Origin of the sequence: Helicobacter pylori (assembly GCF_030323545.1) — a bacterium.
Classification (GTDB): Bacteria; Campylobacterota; Campylobacteria; order Campylobacterales; family Helicobacteraceae; genus Helicobacter; species Helicobacter pylori_CO.
The window spans coordinates 340,839-356,226 of the sequence record NZ_CP122954.1 but is presented as its reverse complement, the minus strand read 5'-3'; the positions used below and the strand labels follow the sequence as shown (position 1 = coordinate 356,226).

At 38.5% G+C, this 15,388-nt stretch carries 12 protein-coding genes and 1 pseudogene; 5 read left to right on the top strand and 8 right to left on the bottom strand.

The genetic code is table 11. The features are described from left to right. Window positions 1–19 precede the first annotated feature (19 nt). Window positions 20–1,724 (top strand): annotated as a pseudogene (locus QAP06_RS01780) (DUF262 domain-containing protein). Window positions 1,725–2,120: 396 nt separating this feature from the next. Here QAP06_RS01780 and QAP06_RS01775 read toward each other — a convergent pair. Genes QAP06_RS01775 through QAP06_RS01755 form a run of 5 tightly spaced genes read right to left on the bottom strand, consistent with a single transcriptional unit; the run spans window position 2,121 to window position 6,968 of the window. Next, complete coding sequence (locus tag QAP06_RS01775) at window positions 2,121–2,918, bottom strand: SPOR domain-containing protein (RefSeq protein WP_286466090.1); 798 nt, start codon at window positions 2,916–2,918, stop codon at window positions 2,121–2,123. A gap of 21 nt (window positions 2,919–2,939) precedes the next feature. Further along, window positions 2,940–3,482, bottom strand: coding sequence for a DUF1882 domain-containing protein (locus QAP06_RS01770; protein WP_000138093.1), 543 nt, complete (start codon window positions 3,480–3,482; stop codon window positions 2,940–2,942). A 10-nt stretch (window positions 3,483–3,492) separates the two neighbouring features. Beyond that, window positions 3,493–4,743 (bottom strand): serine hydroxymethyltransferase, encoded by a 1,251-nt coding sequence (locus tag QAP06_RS01765; protein WP_286466088.1) that lies wholly within the window; start codon window positions 4,741–4,743, stop codon window positions 3,493–3,495. After that, complete coding sequence (gene lysS, locus QAP06_RS01760; protein WP_286466087.1) at window positions 4,743–6,248, bottom strand: lysine--tRNA ligase; 1,506 nt, start codon at window positions 6,246–6,248, stop codon at window positions 4,743–4,745. Before lysS ends, QAP06_RS01765 begins: the two co-directional genes overlap by 1 nt. Before the next feature lie 9 nt (window positions 6,249–6,257). Continuing rightward, complete coding sequence (locus tag QAP06_RS01755; protein ID WP_286466085.1) at window positions 6,258–6,968, bottom strand: CvpA family protein; 711 nt, start codon at window positions 6,966–6,968, stop codon at window positions 6,258–6,260. Window positions 6,969–7,200: 232 nt separating this feature from the next. On the opposite strand from QAP06_RS01755, the gene QAP06_RS01750 reads away from it, so the two are divergent. From QAP06_RS01750 to QAP06_RS01735, 4 genes are all read left to right on the top strand, one after another. Next, window positions 7,201–8,475 (top strand): apolipoprotein N-acyltransferase, encoded by a 1,275-nt coding sequence (locus QAP06_RS01750; RefSeq protein WP_286466083.1) that lies wholly within the window; start codon window positions 7,201–7,203, stop codon window positions 8,473–8,475. Beyond that, window positions 8,475–9,116: an ABC transporter ATP-binding protein gene (locus QAP06_RS01745; RefSeq protein ID WP_286466082.1), complete on the top strand. Its 642-nt coding sequence runs from the start codon at window positions 8,475–8,477 to the stop codon at window positions 9,114–9,116. The genes QAP06_RS01750 and QAP06_RS01745 overlap by 1 nt, the downstream gene beginning before the upstream one ends. Window position 9,117: 1 nt before the next feature. After that, window positions 9,118–10,140, top strand: a complete 1,023-nt coding sequence (gene pseI, locus QAP06_RS01740; RefSeq protein WP_286466080.1) for a pseudaminic acid synthase — start codon at window positions 9,118–9,120, stop codon at window positions 10,138–10,140. A gap of 200 nt (window positions 10,141–10,340) precedes the next feature. Next, window positions 10,341–11,084, top strand: coding sequence for a carbonic anhydrase (locus QAP06_RS01735; protein WP_286466079.1), 744 nt, complete (start codon window positions 10,341–10,343; stop codon window positions 11,082–11,084). A 235-nt stretch (window positions 11,085–11,319) separates the two neighbouring features. On the opposite strand, the gene QAP06_RS01730 is transcribed toward QAP06_RS01735, so the two are convergent. The 3 genes from QAP06_RS01730 to hisS form a co-directional block, all read right to left on the bottom strand. Further along, complete coding sequence (locus QAP06_RS01730) at window positions 11,320–12,549, bottom strand: DUF874 family protein (protein WP_286466078.1); 1,230 nt, start codon at window positions 12,547–12,549, stop codon at window positions 11,320–11,322. A 435-nt stretch (window positions 12,550–12,984) separates the two neighbouring features. Next, window positions 12,985–14,025, bottom strand: coding sequence for an aspartate-semialdehyde dehydrogenase (asd, locus tag QAP06_RS01725; RefSeq protein ID WP_286466075.1), 1,041 nt, complete (start codon window positions 14,023–14,025; stop codon window positions 12,985–12,987). After that, on the bottom strand, window positions 14,012–15,340 hold the full coding sequence (gene hisS, locus QAP06_RS01720) for a histidine--tRNA ligase (RefSeq protein WP_286466074.1): 1,329 nt from the start codon (window positions 15,338–15,340) through the stop codon (window positions 14,012–14,014). Before hisS ends, asd begins: the two co-directional genes overlap by 14 nt. Window positions 15,341–15,388 lie beyond the last annotated feature (48 nt).

Sequence of the window (15,388 nt, the reverse complement as noted above, 5' to 3'; positions counted from 1 at the left end):
TGCAACAAAGGAGAAGTGAATGAAAACCACTATAAAAGAGATCTTTCAAGAGGAAGGATACAGCATCCCCAACTATCAGAGGGATTACGCTTGGAAGGACAAAAACTTTAGGGATCTGTGGGAAGATCTAGAAGAAGCGATAGAATACAACAAAAAGGGTCAGGGGCATTTTATAGGCACCATGGTTGTCTCTAAGAATGAGGATCATAAAAACTTGTATGACATCATTGACGGCCAGCAGCGAACGACTACCATCTTCATGCTCTTGCATGTCTTGGCGAGCAAACAAAACGAGGAAGACAAGCGAGAGACAAAAAGATATCTATACCAAAAGGGGAAATTAAAATTAGAAGTTGCCTCTCAAAACCAAAGCTTCTTCAAAACGCTCTTGGAAGCAGCAGAAAAAGGGAGTATTAGCCATTGCGAAAAAGATGCAGACACCGAGGGCAAGCAAAATCTTTTTGAGGTTTTGAAGGCCATCTTGGATAATGTCAGCAAATTGAGTGAAGAAGAAGTGAATGAGCGTTTGGAGGCACTGTTGAAAATGGTTTTGATGCGGTTTGAAGAGCCTAATCCTGGAAACACCATCAGAACCTTTCAAAGCGTGAATGACAGAGGCGTGCCTCTTCTTTTACTAGACAAATTAAAATCCCTTTTAATTTATTACTCCAACACTTTTTGCGATGGGAAAGGGGGGCTAGACCAATTTATCAACGATCATTTTGGGGAGATCTTTAAGATCTTTGCAAAGATCAAAAAGAGCGACCATATCTCTAGCGTTGTAGCCACAAAGTTTGATGAAGGCGATATCTTCCGCTACCACGCAAGGGAGCCAAAGATTTGATGGAATCGAGTTTTTAGGGCAATACAAAGCAAGCACGGACAAAACCTACGAGAAACTCAAAGATGAACTAAAAGAAATCAAAAAAAGCACATTGGAAAGTTTCATCCGATCCTATGTCAGCGATTTGAAAAATTTCTATTAGGCTTTCCTTGATCTATTGATCGAGATTGACACCAACCCAACCACCCTTAAGGTCATGCTCATCAACAGAATCAACCCGCTTTTTTTCAATTCGCTCATCCGCCTGAAAATCAACAACGAACTAGACGCTGAAACGCTGAAACTCTTTGCCAAAACCGATATTGTGTTTTTCAAAGCTACTAGAGATAGGAAATCAGCGGTCTACAACCTGATTAATGCGTATCTTGAAAAGGGCAAAGAGAGATTGAAGAGCGAGATGATTGCTCAATGCAGAAATGATATAGAGCTGGCTTCTTTGAAGCTTGTAAAGAACGCGTCCAACCCATCATGCTTCCACTATGTCTTCTTTGAAAAGAACTGCCAGGAGATGAGTCTTGCCGATCTCAAAAAATTGATCCCTGGGAAGCGATTCTCCCAAGACATAGAACACATCATCCCCATCAATTTATTAAAATTAGATAATGAAATTGAGATCCAAAAACTTGGTTTTGAAGACAAGAAAGATCTTGAAAACTACATTGACACATACGGCAACCTCATCTCCTTAGAAAGTTCGCTCAAGTCTAAGGCAAGCGATAAGGATCTGTATGAAAAAGATGAAATCTACAAAAGTAGTGAGATTCCTTTCAACAGGCACTTTAATGTAAAAGATTTCAACAAAGAGGTTTTGATAGAAAGGAATGATGAAATGCGAGAATGGCTGATCGACACCTTTTTTAAGGATTTCGCCACCCACTAAAGAGAGTGAAGCTTAAAAGAGCGTGAGCGTACCTACTCTCTTGCTTCTAGCCCCACAACCACACCCATAAAGCTAGTTCCAAAACGCTCTCTTCTTTGGAAGGTTAGGGGTTATCAAACAGCAAGCAATAACTTCATAAAATTTAAATGCACCGTAGTTTTCAAACAACAAACAAATACTTTTAACAAATGAATGCTCTTTAAGGCTGAATTCAAACGCAAGAATTATCTGAATTTCTCAAAGACCAAATAGGTATATTGATCAAAAAAATCTGATTATCTTCATTCTCTGTTAAAATTATCCGAGCCGATGGAGTAAGCTACCCCATCGTTTTAGAGCTTGGGCGATCCACTAAAAACGCCCAAGAAAAAAATGAGAATTTTTAGCTCAAAACCCCTACCGCACTTCTATGACAACCGGTTTAGTCATCTTTTTGCTGACTTCCTCTGCATGCATTAAGGCTTCTTGTTTGCTCTTATAAGGGCCTATGAGATAGCGCTTCGTTGCTCCCCTGTCTTCAATCTTATGGGGGAATTGGTTAAACGCTTGCAAAAAGGCTTTATTGGGCATGTGCGCAAAAACCCCCACTTGCAAATAATGCCCTTTGGTAAGAGTGGTTTTAGAATTGGCTTTTTTAGGAACTTCTTTATGAGCTTCTTTTTTGACTTTTAGCTCTTTAACCGCATGCTTATCTTTATGAGCTTCCTTATCTTTAGGCGTTGCTTTAGGCTTTTTATGAGGGGTTTCTTTTTTAGTCGCAGCTTGAGATTCTTTTTGAGTGCTAGTGTGCTCAACAGCTTTTAATTCTTTTTTAGCTTCTTGCGTTTCTTCTGCTGTTTTCATCTCCGTTTGAGTTTGATCGGTTTGAGTGGGCATGTTAAACGCATCATTTTCTTGTTTTTTAACATTATCCGCCACTTTGTCTAGCTTGTCTTCTTGCTTGGAAGGATCTAAATTCAAGCTTTCAAACTCATCGTCTTTTTTCTCATCTTTAGTGTTGCCTATTTTTTGCATGCCACTATCGGTTTGTAAAAAAGTCTCTTTAGGAGCGACTCTCGTGCTTTTCCAAAACACCATTAAAAGCACCGCTAAAATGATAATGGCTATAGCCACGATCAAAAACACCTTTTTAGTGCCGCCCCCATTATTTTCTTCTTCTAAGATCACTTCATTCAGTCTTTCTTTTTCTGACATCAAAAATCCTTTCAAAAATGGTTATAAATGCTTCGCCCAAGAGCTCCCTCGCTCTTTTGCAAACACCTCATAAGGTAAGGCTAAAATATTAAATTCCTTAGGCCATTCATTGCTAGGGAAGACCTTCCATTCTTTCGGCAACCCTTGCGCTAATTTCATGGACAAAGTCTTAACCAGCCTTTCACCCTCGCCTAATTCCGTATGCCCCTTATGCACATACAAATGCAAATGTCCTGGCGTTTTGGTGTTATAAGCGGTAAAATTCATAAAACCTTCCTCACGAAGCAATAACTGCGCCTTATGGTAAAAACGCTCCGGGTTCCTCCCGTTATAATCAAACACAATGTTTTCCACCTTATCGTTACGCAAGATGAGGTTGTGTGCGATTTCTATTTCTTTTTTCAAATGCTTTTGAATGAGCGAGCTTGTGAGCATGGCATTCACTCTTTGGAATTTATTATAGTAGCAACGCCCCGCATAATCCACCCTCTCCCCCAAGCCTGGTTTTTTTTCAAAATAATGGCTTGTGTCTATCTTAATGAGCTTTAATTCCATTTCTGTCATCTTGACTCCCTTAAAAAATAGGTTGGTGGTACACAGGGAATTGACTAGCCATGGCTTTCAATTCTTCTTTCACATGCAATTGCAAACTAACATTATTAATATCATTCAAAATATCTGATATTTTATTCCCTATGATTTCAAATTCCTTAGCTCCCATACCCCTTGCGCTCAATGCCGCTGAGCCAATCCTTATCCCGCTCGTTACAAAAGGGCTGCGCGTTTCACCAGGAATGGTGTTTTTATTCACGGTGATTCCGGCATTCCCTAATGCAATATCAGCGTCTTTCCCACTATAAGGCTTATCTAAGAAATCCATCAAAAGCAAATGGTTAGAAGTGCCACCACTCACTAACTTATGGTTTTTTTCTTGTAACGCTTTAGCGAGAACTTGCATGTTAGATTTCACTAATTTTGCGTAAGCTTTAAATTCTGGTTTTAGATTCTCTTTAAACCCCACCGCTTTAGCAGCAATCGCATGCATCAAAGGCCCGCCTTGAGTTCCTGGAAAAACCGCTTTATCAATCTTAGCCGCTATCTCTTCGTCATTAGTTAAAATAAGCCCCCCTCTAGGCCCTCTTAAGGTCTTATGAGTGGTGCTTGAAACCACATGGCAATACGGGAAAGGATGGGCATGCTCATTAGCGACCACAAGCCCTGCCACATGGGCTATATCGCCTAATAATAACGCCCCCACTTCATCAGCGATTTCTCTAAATTTCTTAAAATCAATTTCCCTTGGATAGGCTGAAAACCCGCACACAATGATTTCTGGCTTAACGCTTTGAGCGATTTTTAGCGCCTCTTCATAATCAATATAGCCATCCAAATTCACGCCATAAGAAAAGCTCTGATAATGCTTGCCGGTTAAACTCACTTTAGCACCATGCGTTAAATGCCCTCCACAGCTTAAATCCATGCCTAAAATCTTGTCATAAGGCTTTAAAAGAGCGTGATAGACAGCGTTATTGGCTTGTGAGCCTGAATGCGCTTGCACATTAGCGAACTGGCAATTAAAAAGCTTTTTAGCCCTTTCTATGGCTAGGCTTTCTATTTTATCCACCACTTCACAGCCTCCATAATAGCGCTTGTTAGGATAGCCCTCAGCGTATTTATTCGTTAAAATGCTTCCCATAGCTTCCATAACACTAGGAAAAGTGTAATTCTCGCTCGCTATCATTTCTAAATGCTCATTTTGCCGCTTATATTCTTCAAAGATTAATTCAAAAATTTCACTATCCGTTTGTTCTAAAAAATACGCCATTATTCTCCACTCTCAATATTAAAATCGTTTTTAACAGGACGCATCGCTGGGAATAAAATCACATCTTTAATGCTTTTAGCTCCAGTGAGTAGCATCACTAATCGGTCAATGCCTATGCCTTGCCCTGCAGTGGGGGGCATTCCATGGGCTAGAGCCCACACGTAATCTTCATCCATGTATTGGGCTTCTTCATCGCCTTTTTCTTTTTCAGCCACTTGATTTTTAAAGCGTTCTAATTGATCTAAGGGATCGTTCAACTCGCTAAAGCCGTTAGCGATTTCTTTTCCTGCGATAAACAATTCAAACCTGTCAGCAATATTAGGGTTACTATCGTTGCGTCTGGCTAAGGGGCTAATCTCAATGGGGTATTGGGTTACAAAAGTGGGGTTAATGAGTTGGTGCTCTACAAAATGATCAAACGCTTCAGCGAGCAGTTTACCATAAGTGAGATTTGGCTCTACTTTGACGCCTTGCTCTAACAAATAAGCCAAAAGCCTGTCTTCTTTTTCTAAAATATCCTTACTAATGCCCCCTATTGTTTCTAAAGCGTCCAAATAAGAAATCACGCTCGTTTGGTTAAAATCCACTTCCATATCGTTATAAATGATTTTTGAAGGTAAGTTCAAAGTCTTTAGCAAGTAGTCAAATAGCCTCTTACTGAGTTCGATCAAATCTTCATAAGTGTGATACGCCCAATAAAACTCAATCATCGTAAATTCGGGGTTATGGCTGTGATCCATGCCCTCATTCCTGAAATTACGATTGATTTCAAACACCGCTTCAAAACCCCCCACAATCAAGCGTTTGAGGTATAATTCTGGAGCGATTCTTAAATACCTTTCAATTTCTAAAGCGTTATGGTAAGTGATAAAAGGCCTTGCGTTCGCCCCGCCAGGAATGGGGTGCATCATGGGGGTTTCCACTTCTAAAAACCCTTCCGTTTCAAAGAATTTCCGCACGCTAGAAACAATCAAACTGCGTTTTTTAAACACATCTTTAACGCTAGGATTGACTATCAAATCCAAATAGCGCTGGCGGTAACGCAATTCTATATCGCTCAGTCCATGGAATTTTTCAGGTAAAGGCACAATGGTTTTGCTTAAAATATGAAATTCTAATGCATGAACGCTTAATTCACCGGTTTTGGTAGCAAAAGGGAAGCCTTTCACCAACACAATATCGCCCACTTCTAAATGCTTTTTCAAGCTTTTAAATTCATCATTCAATTCATTTTGCGAAACATAAGCTTGCAAAATCGCGCTTTCATCTTCAACTTTAATAAAACATGCCTTACCCATTAAGCGCAAAAGCTTGACCCTCCCTACAATACTCTCGCATTTTTCTTTGTCTTTAGGCTCTTCTAAATCCTTAACATAAGCGTATTTTTCTAAAAAAGCGGCGTTGGTGAGGCTTCGTTTCAAGCCATTTTTATAAGGGTTTTTCCCTTCTTCTCTCAAGCTATTGGCTTTATGGATGCGTTGTTGGATGTATTGGTTAGAAAACATGTGATGCCTTTATAGGGGTTCTTTATTAGATGGTATGGAGTTTGGTGGGGTTTGGTTGGATTTATTGTGTTTTGGCTCTAGCATGTTTTTAGGCAAATCTTTAGCCTTTTCTTTTAAAGTTTCCACGCCCTTATCCATCGCTTTATCAAAAGATTGTTTATTTTTATTGAAAGATTCTTTATTTTTGACTTCATCGCTCATTTCTTCAAGGTTGTCTTTAAAGTTTCGCTCCACATGTTTGACGCCATCAAGGCGCATGATCTTACTGGCAACGCTTTTCATGGTGGAAAAAAAAGCGCTTTTTTCTTGCAAATAGGCGTTAGCGTCTTTCATCACTTCCATTTTAGAGAGCGCATAAAGGATGAAAGAAAGCACTAAAAAAGTCTTCAAGCATGAAAAAATAAACCCTAACGCTTTGTCTATAATGCCTAACCCGCTAAAGACTAACACCTTGCCTATCAACACTCCAAAAGCTAAAAAAAACACCCAAATAGACGCTAACACTAGCAAGAAACCAACAAGATTCATCATGGTCTCATTCTTTAGATCATACAAATGTTGTGAAAATAAATGCCCAACAGCCACAGAATAGCGAGACGCCAAATAAACGCCAAGCACAATCCCTAAAATCCCCGCCACTTCACTCACGAAGCCATGATAAAATCCTCTAATCCCAAAGGCTACCACCACCACAAGTAACGCCAAATCAATATAGTTCAAACCCTAAACCCAAACCTTTCTCTCATATATCTCGCATAAAGATAGTGAGCGCTCAAAAACGCCCCAAAAAACGCTCATGATTTTTTAACGCTATCAATCCACGCTCACTTGAAATTTGAAAATAATAACACAACTTAAAAAAAACTACCCTTAAAAAAATCAATCTAAAATTCTTAAATTAAAATATAGCTATAATACACTAAAACAATCTCAAGGTTTCAAAATTTTAGCCATGCGTCTTATTTTATTCAATCAAAACGCTTTTTTATTAGCGTGCATGTTTGTTTCAAGCGTGTATGTGAACGCTGTTTTAGACGCTTATGCAATTGAAAACCCCTATATTCCTGTCATACTCACAAGCCTATTAGCCCCTTTAAGCATGCTAGCGTTTTTAAAAACCCCTAGAAACAGCACTTTTGCTTTGGGGTTTTTTGTGGGGGCGTTATTGTTTTATTGGTGCGCTTTAAGCTTTCGCTACTCGGATTTCACTTATTTATTACCCTTAATCATTATCTTAATAGCGTTAGTTTATGGGGTTTTATTTTATTTGTTGCTCTATTTTGAAAACCCCTATTTTAGGCTTTTGAGTTTTTTAGGCTCTGGTTTTATCCACCCTTTTGGATTTGATTGGTTAGTCCCGGATAGCTTTTTTTCTTATAGCGTGTTTAGGGTGGATAAATTATCGCTAGGGCTTGTTTTTTTGGCTTGCATTTTTTTGAGCACTAAACCATTTAAAAAATACAGGATCATAGCGGTTTTATTGCTGCTTGGCGCATTGGATTTTAATGGTTTTAAAACAAGCGATTTAAAAAAGGTTGGAAATATTGAATTAGTCTCTACAAAAACGCCCCAAGATGTGAAATTTGATTCAAATTACCTTAATAATATTGAAAACAACATTCTTAAAGAAATCAAGCTCGCTCAAAGCAAGCAAAAAACCTTGATTGTTTTTCCAGAGACCGCCTACCCCATCCTTTTAGAAAACTCCCCCTTTAAAGCTAAGCTAGAAGATTTAAGCGATAATATTGCTATTTTAATAGGGACATTGCGCACTCAAGGCTATAGCCTTTATAACAGCTCGTTTTTATTTTCTAAAGAAAGCGTTCAGATCGCTGATAAAGTGATCTTAGCCCCCTTTGGCGAGACCATGCCTTTACCCAAGTTCCTTCAAAAACCCCTTGAAAAACTCTTTTTTGGCGAGAGCGCTTATTTATACCGCAACGCTTCCAATTTCAGCGATTTCACATTAGACGATTTTACTTTTCGCCCCCTGATTTGTTATGAAGGCACTTCCAAAACCGCTTATTCAAACAGCCCTTCAAAAATTTTTATCGTGATGAGCAATAACGCATGGTTTAGCCCAAGCATTGAACCCACCTTACAAAGAACGCTTTTAAAATACTACGCAAGGCGTTATGATAAAATCATCTTGCACAGCGCGAATTTTTCAACTTCTTACATTCTAAGCCCTAGTTTATTAGGCGATATTCTTTTTAGGAAACGATAATGATTAAAGCGATTAATATTTCTCATGCTTTTGAAAAGCCCCTTTATAAGGGCGTGAATTTGCACATCAAGCCCAAAGAAAGCCTGGCGATTTTAGGCGTGAGCGGGAGCGGTAAAAGCACGCTTTTAAGCCATTTAGCCACCATGCTAAAACCCAATAGTGGGACGATCAGTTTGTTAGAACACCAAGATATTTATGCCTTAAATTCCAAAAAGCTTTTGGAATTACGGCGCTTAAAAGTGGGCATAATCTTCCAATCGCATTACCTTTTTAAGGGTTTTAGCGCTTTAGAAAACTTGCAAGTCGCTTCAATCCTAGCCAAGCAAGAAATAAATCATTCCCTTTTAGAACAATTAGGCATAGCCCACACCCTAAAACAAGGCGTGGGTGAATTGAGCGGCGGCCAGCAACAACGCTTAAGCATCGCCAGAGTGCTTTCTAAAAAACCTAAAATCATTATCGCTGATGAACCCACCGGGAATTTAGACACCACTAGCGCTAATCAAGTCATCAGCATGCTGCAAAATTACATTACAGAAAAAGAAGGAGCGTTAGTTTTAGCCACGCATGATGAGCATTTGGCTTTCACTTGCTCTCAAGTCTATCGCTTAGAAAAAGAAGTTTTGATTAAGGAAAAATAAAATGTTACAACGCCCTAAAATTGTCGCTGAATTGAGCGCTAACCATAACCAGGATTTAAACCTCGCTAAAGAAAGCCTTCATGCCATTAAGGAAAGCGGCGCGGATTTTGTCAAACTCCAAACCTACACGCCAAGCTGCATGACTTTAAACTCTAAAGAAGATCCCTTCATCATTCAAGGCACTTTATGGGATAAAGAAAATTTGTATGAATTGTATCAAAAGGCTTCTACCCCACTAGAATGGCATGCGGAATTGTTTGAGTTGGCTAAAAAGCTTGATTTAGGCATTTTTAGTTCGCCTTTTAGCTCAAAAGCTTTAGAGCTTTTAGAGAGCTTAGATTGCCCCATGTATAAAATCGCTAGTTTTGAAATCGTTGATTTAGATTTGATTGAAAAGGCCGCTCGCACACAAAAGCCCATTATCCTTTCTAGCGGTATCGCTACAAGCGTTGAATTGCAAGAGGCTATCTCGTTGTGCAAAGGAGTGGATAATTTTGACATCACCCTTTTAAAATGCGTGAGCGCTTATCCCAGTAAAATAGAAGACGCTAACTTATTGAGCATGGTTAAATTAGGCGAAACGTTTGGCGTTAAATTTGGCTTGAGCGATCACACGATTGGCTCTCTTTGCCCCATTCTAGCCACCACTTTAGGAGCGAGCATGATAGAAAAGCATTTCATTTTAAACAAATCCTTACAAACCCCAGACAGCGCTTTTAGCATGGATTTTAACGGATTTAAAAGCATGGTTGAAGCGATCCAACAAAGCGTTTTAGCCTTGGGCGAAGAAGAGCCTAAAACCAATCCAAAGACTTTAGAGGAGCGGAGATTCTTTATGCGCTCTTTATTTGTCATTAAGGACATTCAAAAAGGCGAAGCATTGACTAGCGATAATATCAAAGCCTTACGCCCCAACCTTGGCTTACACCCTAAATTTTATAAAGAAATTTTAGGCCAAAAGGCATCAAAATTCTTAAAAGCCAACACCCCTTTAAGCTCTGATGATATAGAACGCCCATTGTAGGTTTGTTTTGGTTAAAACAAATATTTCCGCTCCATAGGCGCATTAATTTAAGGGAGTTGTTACTACATAAAACAGAATTTAAAATCATTTCCAACTTTTAACCAATCTATTTTTTGTAACTGCGGTCATTATTGATTAAGCGCTAGAATTAACCCATTACTTTTTAATATTTTAGAATTTTAGAATAAAGGATAATTAAAATGAAAAAAACTTTTTTGATCGCTTTAGCGTTAGCAACTTCCCTTATAGGCGCTGAAAATACCAAATGGGATTATAAAAATAAAGAAAATGGCCCGCACCACTGGGACAAATTGCACAAAGATTTTGAAGTGTGCAAAAGCGGTAAAAGCCAATCGCCCATCAACATTAAGCATTATTACCACACGCAAGATAAAGCCGATTTGCAATTCAAATACGCCGCTTCTAAACCTAAAGCGGTCTTTTTCACCCACCACACTTTAAAGGCTTCGTTTGAGCCGACTAACCACATCAATTATAGAGGGCATGACTATGTGTTGGATAATGTGCATTTCCACGCCCCTATGGAGTTTTTAATCAATAATAAAACCAGACCTTTGAGCGCGCATTTCGTGCATAAAGACGCTAAAGGGCGTTTGCTAGTTTTAGCGATTGGTTTTGAAGAAGGGAAAGAAAACCCCAATCTTGATCCTATTTTAGAAGGCATTCAAAAGAAACAAAATTTTAAAGAAGTGGCTTTAGACGCTTTCTTGCCTAAAAGCATCAATTACTACCATTTTAACGGCTCTCTCACCGCTCCTCCTTGCACAGAAGGGGTGGCATGGTTTGTCATAGAAGAGCCTTTGGAAGTCTCTGCCAAGCAATTGGCTGAAATCAAAAAACGCATGAAAAATTCGCCCAACCAACGCCCCGTCCAGCCTGACTACAACACCGTGATTATTAAAAGCTCAGCTGAGACCCGCTAAAGATCCGCTAAAATTAAAACTCTCTCTTTTAAAAGAGGGAGATAAAAACCATTCTTTATAAAACACCCCTAAAAATTGCAACCGCTTGTATTTTGTGAAACGCTCAAACGCTAAAGACGATTGGAATTCCTACTAAGGAGTTTAAAAAAGGCTCTGTTCTAATTGGGTAACATAGAGTTTTTAAAATACTATAAATAAGCTAAAACGATTTTATAGTGTTCTTATTTTCTTATGCCTACATCCTTTTACTATAACCATAACCCGCTTTTTCTGCTTTCTTTTCAGTATTAGCCACTGCTTCTATTTCTTTATTAATATCAGCAAATATTTTTTGAACGAACAAAAGGTTTTGAGAGGTTGAAAGGTGGGCTTGTGGGTCTGGTTTTACATTCCTCATTTCAAGCATTTTAGCTTGAGCTTTAGAGCGTATTTTCAGGTTTTCGTTTTGCCATTCTTCTGTAACCTTAAAATCTCTAGGGTCTAGTTCTAAATAAGCGATAGAACTTGGTCTGTAAAAATCCACTTGTTTAGCGATAGCTTTTTGCGAATAGGGCAGAGATTCTAATTCTTTTTGCAAATAAGCTACAAGCTCTTGCGTTTTTGATCCTCTTTGAGAGTGGGGTTGTTTAGAGTTTGGAAGGTGTTTTGGCTGAATAGGGGTTTGATTGGTTTTTGCAGGTTTAGGGGTTTTGCATTCAGCTTCTATTTCTATAGCAATACCGGTAGTAATACCGGTCTTAATTCTTGCTCTTTTAATAAATAATTGACCATGTTTTTCTTGGCAATTTTGTTCTGTTTCTTTAATGAAATCTTTCTGTTCTTTAATTAAATCTCTTTGTGTATTAATGGTCTTTTGTTTTTGCTGTTCTAACTCTATCTCACTCTTATTTGCTTTTTGTTTTTCTTGTTCTGTTTTCTGTCTTTCTTGTTCTGCTTTTATTTGACTATTAGCGAGTTCTATCCCACTCTTGTTTGTTTTCTGTCTTTCTTGTTCTAACTCTATCTCACTCTTATTTGTCTTTTGCCTTTCTTGTTCTAACTCTATCCCACTCTTGTTTGTTTTCTGTCTTTCTTGTTCTAGTTCTATTTGTTTATCAATATCACCAGCATTACAAGCGGCTAACAATAAACTTGTCGCTATGGTTAATCCTGAATATTTCCACCAATTGATTTGATTTTCTTTTTCAGTTTGTTTGGATTTATCTTGGACTTTATCGTCTAATTCTTTTGCTCTCTTGCATGCAACATGGGTTAATACTACTAACGCCACATTGCTTTTCTTGGGGTGTTTTTTGAAAAGCTCTCTGACTTTCTTTACAATTTTTGTAAAAATCCCACCAATTGATCGGAGTGTATTTGTAATGGTGCTCACTTGTTTAAAATGAGTCTCTTTACTTGTCTTTGTGTTAGCCATCTCTGTGTTCTTGCTAACTTTATTTGTTTTTCCTATTTTTACTGATTCCATTACCAACCTTTTTTTTAAAAAACAATCCCACTCATCAAAATCTTATTATTGTAGTGTATATAGTCATATCCAATCGTTATTAAACAATGGGTTTAAAAAATTGTAAGGGTCAATCCAATCAGATTTTTCTAATCCATTTCAATAAAACTTGATACAAGTTTTCCTTGATACCCAAATTCACACCCTTTTAAAGGGAATAATAGGCAATAACTCGCTAGCTAAACATTCGCTCTCTGCTTGAGTGTAAGCCTTTCATTCCTTTTGACCTACCAAATATTAGCATTTCTCTCAATCAAGCCTTGAGAAATTCAATTACACCCTTGTTTAACATCGCAAGCCTAGTAACTTAAAGCTCTTTTTTAGAGATTGGGTTAGATTGATCCTTATCCTTAATTCAAGTGCATGCGCATTCATCTTTGTTATCTTTGAATAAACTCAAGCGTTCTTAATGTAATACATGGCGATTTTGAGCGCGTTAGTGGCTGCCCCCACTCTTAATTGATCCGCCACGCAAAAGCCATGCAAAGTTTTCTTATCAAACAAATCCTTCCTCAAGCGCCCTATAAAGGTGGTATCCGTGTGGCTCGCTTTTAAGGGCGTGGGGTAGAGATTGCGGCTAGGATTATCGCAAACAACCACGCTAGGGGCGTTTTTTAAGACTTCATAGATTTCTTTGAGATCGAATTCTTTTTCAAAAGCGATACTCAAACTCTCGCTATGGCTCCTCAATACCGGCACGCGCACGCAAGTTGCGCTGATAGGGAAATCCACGCCCATGATTTTATGGGTTTCATGCACCATTTTCAGCTCTTCTTTCGTGTAGCCATTCTCCTTAAAAGTATCAATATGAGCGATCGCATTGAAAGCGATCGGATAAGCGAAAGCCCCAGCTTGCAAAACTTGGTTTAAATCAATAGTGGGGTCTTTTTCCAAATGTTCTAATGCGATTTTTAGCTCATTTTTTAAACTCTCTATGCCCTTATTCCCTGCCCCACTCACAGCTTGATAGGTGCTAACAATAACGCTTTTTATCTTAAAATGAAGGTGTAAGGGGTTTAAGATTTGCGTCATTTGAATGGTAGAGCAATTAGGGTTAGCGATGATATTTAAAGGAGCGTTAAAAATTTCTTTAGCGTTGATTTCAGGCACGACTAAAGGCACTTTTTTATCCAATCTAAAAAAGCTCGTGTTATCAACCACTAAGGCCGTTTTTGCAGCGCTTGTGGCAAATTCTTCGCTCACGCTCCCCCCAGCGCTAAAAAAGGCGATGTCTATTTTTTCTTTTTCAAAAACTTCATGCGTGGTTTCTAAGATCTCATAGTCTTTATTGAAAACTTTGATCTTTTTACCGGCACTCCTAACGCTAGCGAGCGGGACAAATTTTTTAATCGGGAAAAAAGAATTTTCTAAACCCTTAATCAGCTCTTGGCCTACCGCCCCACTAGCCCCGACAATAGCGACATTATAAGTCTTCATCGTTTTCTCCAATGATTTCAAGGGCTTTTAAAAAACTCAAGCAATTCAACTGCATGCCTGAATGCATGTTTTTCAAGCTTAAGGTTTCGCTTTTAAATTCTTCTTCGCCAATAATAACCACAAACTCATGCCCCTTATGGTTAGCATAAGAAAAGGGTTTTTTGATTTTTTGAGCTTCTGGATAGACTTCGCTAAAAATCCCGCTTTGCCTTAAAGACTCCGCTAAGCGGTTTGCATAAGAAAAATACTCTTCATGCATGCAAGCGATTAAGACTTTAGCTTGGGTGGAACGCTCGTCTAATAATTGCATTTCACTCAAAGCTACAATCAATCTATCAATCCCAATAGAAGCCCCCACTCCTTGTAAATTTTCTTTAGAAAAATTTTTAGTCAAATGATCGTAACGGCCCCCTGAACACACGCTCCCTAAAGACTTCATATCATTAAGCGTGGTTTCATACACAATCCCTGTGTAATACCCTAATCCCCTAGCGATAGAAAAATCAATTTTATACAGGTTTTGAGAAATTTGCAAATCCCCTAGCAACTGGTATAGCCTTTCTAAATCTTGTATGCCCTTTTTTAGATTTTCATTATAGTCTTTCAAATAAGCAATTTTTTCAAAAAATTCCGCATGGCTTAAATCATTTTGTTTGATTTGAACCATTTCTAAAAGCTCTTTAATGGTGTTTAAATCCAAATCACACTCTTTTTTTAATTCTTCTTCAACCCCATTCAGGCCAATTTTTTCCAATTTATCCACAATGCGCAACGCTTCATTCACTTGAGAAACGCCAAAATATTCGCATATCCCGTTCAAAATTTTTCTATGATTGATAGAGATGCAAAAATCTTCTAAATCCAAAGCTTTTAAAGAAGCGATAATCACTTGAACGATTTCAGCATCGCACACCAAGCTTTCGCTCCCTATAAAATCAAAATCGCATTGCGTAAATTCCCTGTAACGCCCTTTTTGCGCCCTTTCGCCTCTAAAGACATTGCCTATAGCGTAGCGTTTAAAGGGCATGCCTAGCGTTTGGTGGTGCAAAGAAACAAAGCGGGCTAATGGCACGGTCAAATCAAACCTTAAAGCCACATCCCTATCCCCATGGTCTTTAAAACGATAAATTTCTTTTTGAATATCACTGCTCGCATCAGGCAATAATGTTTGAGCGTATTCCAAATGAGGGGTTTCAATCGGCACAAAACCAAAACTTTGAAACACGACTGAAACTTTAGAAAGCAACTGGGCTTTTTGTATCGCATCTTTAGGCAAGCGGTCTTTAAACCCGCTCAACACTTTAGGGGTAATCATTCCATTTCCTTGTATTTGTATGCTAAAATTTTATCTTAAAATCTTTAA

Bases quoted from the DNA above. Each gene is read 5' to 3' on its own strand.
- QAP06_RS01775 (WP_286466090.1), bottom strand. From the start codon at position 2,918: ATGTCAGAAAAAGAAAGACTGAATGAAGTGATCTTAGAAGAAGAAAAT.
- QAP06_RS01770 (WP_000138093.1), bottom strand. From the start codon at position 3,482: ATGACAGAAATGGAATTAAAGCTCATTAAGATAGACACAAGCCATTAT.
- QAP06_RS01765 (WP_286466088.1), bottom strand. From the start codon at position 4,743: ATGGCGTATTTTTTAGAACAAACGGATAGTGAAATTTTTGAATTAATC.
- lysS (WP_286466087.1), bottom strand. From the start codon at position 6,248: ATGTTTTCTAACCAATACATCCAACAACGCATCCATAAAGCCAATAGC.
- QAP06_RS01750 (WP_286466083.1), top strand. From the start codon at position 7,201: ATGCGTCTTATTTTATTCAATCAAAACGCTTTTTTATTAGCGTGCATG.
- QAP06_RS01745 (WP_286466082.1), top strand. From the start codon at position 8,475: ATGATTAAAGCGATTAATATTTCTCATGCTTTTGAAAAGCCCCTTTAT.
- pseI (WP_286466080.1), top strand. From the start codon at position 9,118: ATGTTACAACGCCCTAAAATTGTCGCTGAATTGAGCGCTAACCATAAC.
- QAP06_RS01735 (WP_286466079.1), top strand. From the start codon at position 10,341: ATGAAAAAAACTTTTTTGATCGCTTTAGCGTTAGCAACTTCCCTTATA.
- QAP06_RS01730 (WP_286466078.1), bottom strand. From the start codon at position 12,549: ATGGAATCAGTAAAAATAGGAAAAACAAATAAAGTTAGCAAGAACACA.
- asd (WP_286466075.1), bottom strand. From the start codon at position 14,025: ATGAAGACTTATAATGTCGCTATTGTCGGGGCTAGTGGGGCGGTAGGC.
- hisS (WP_286466074.1), bottom strand. From the start codon at position 15,340: ATGATTACCCCTAAAGTGTTGAGCGGGTTTAAAGACCGCTTGCCTAAA.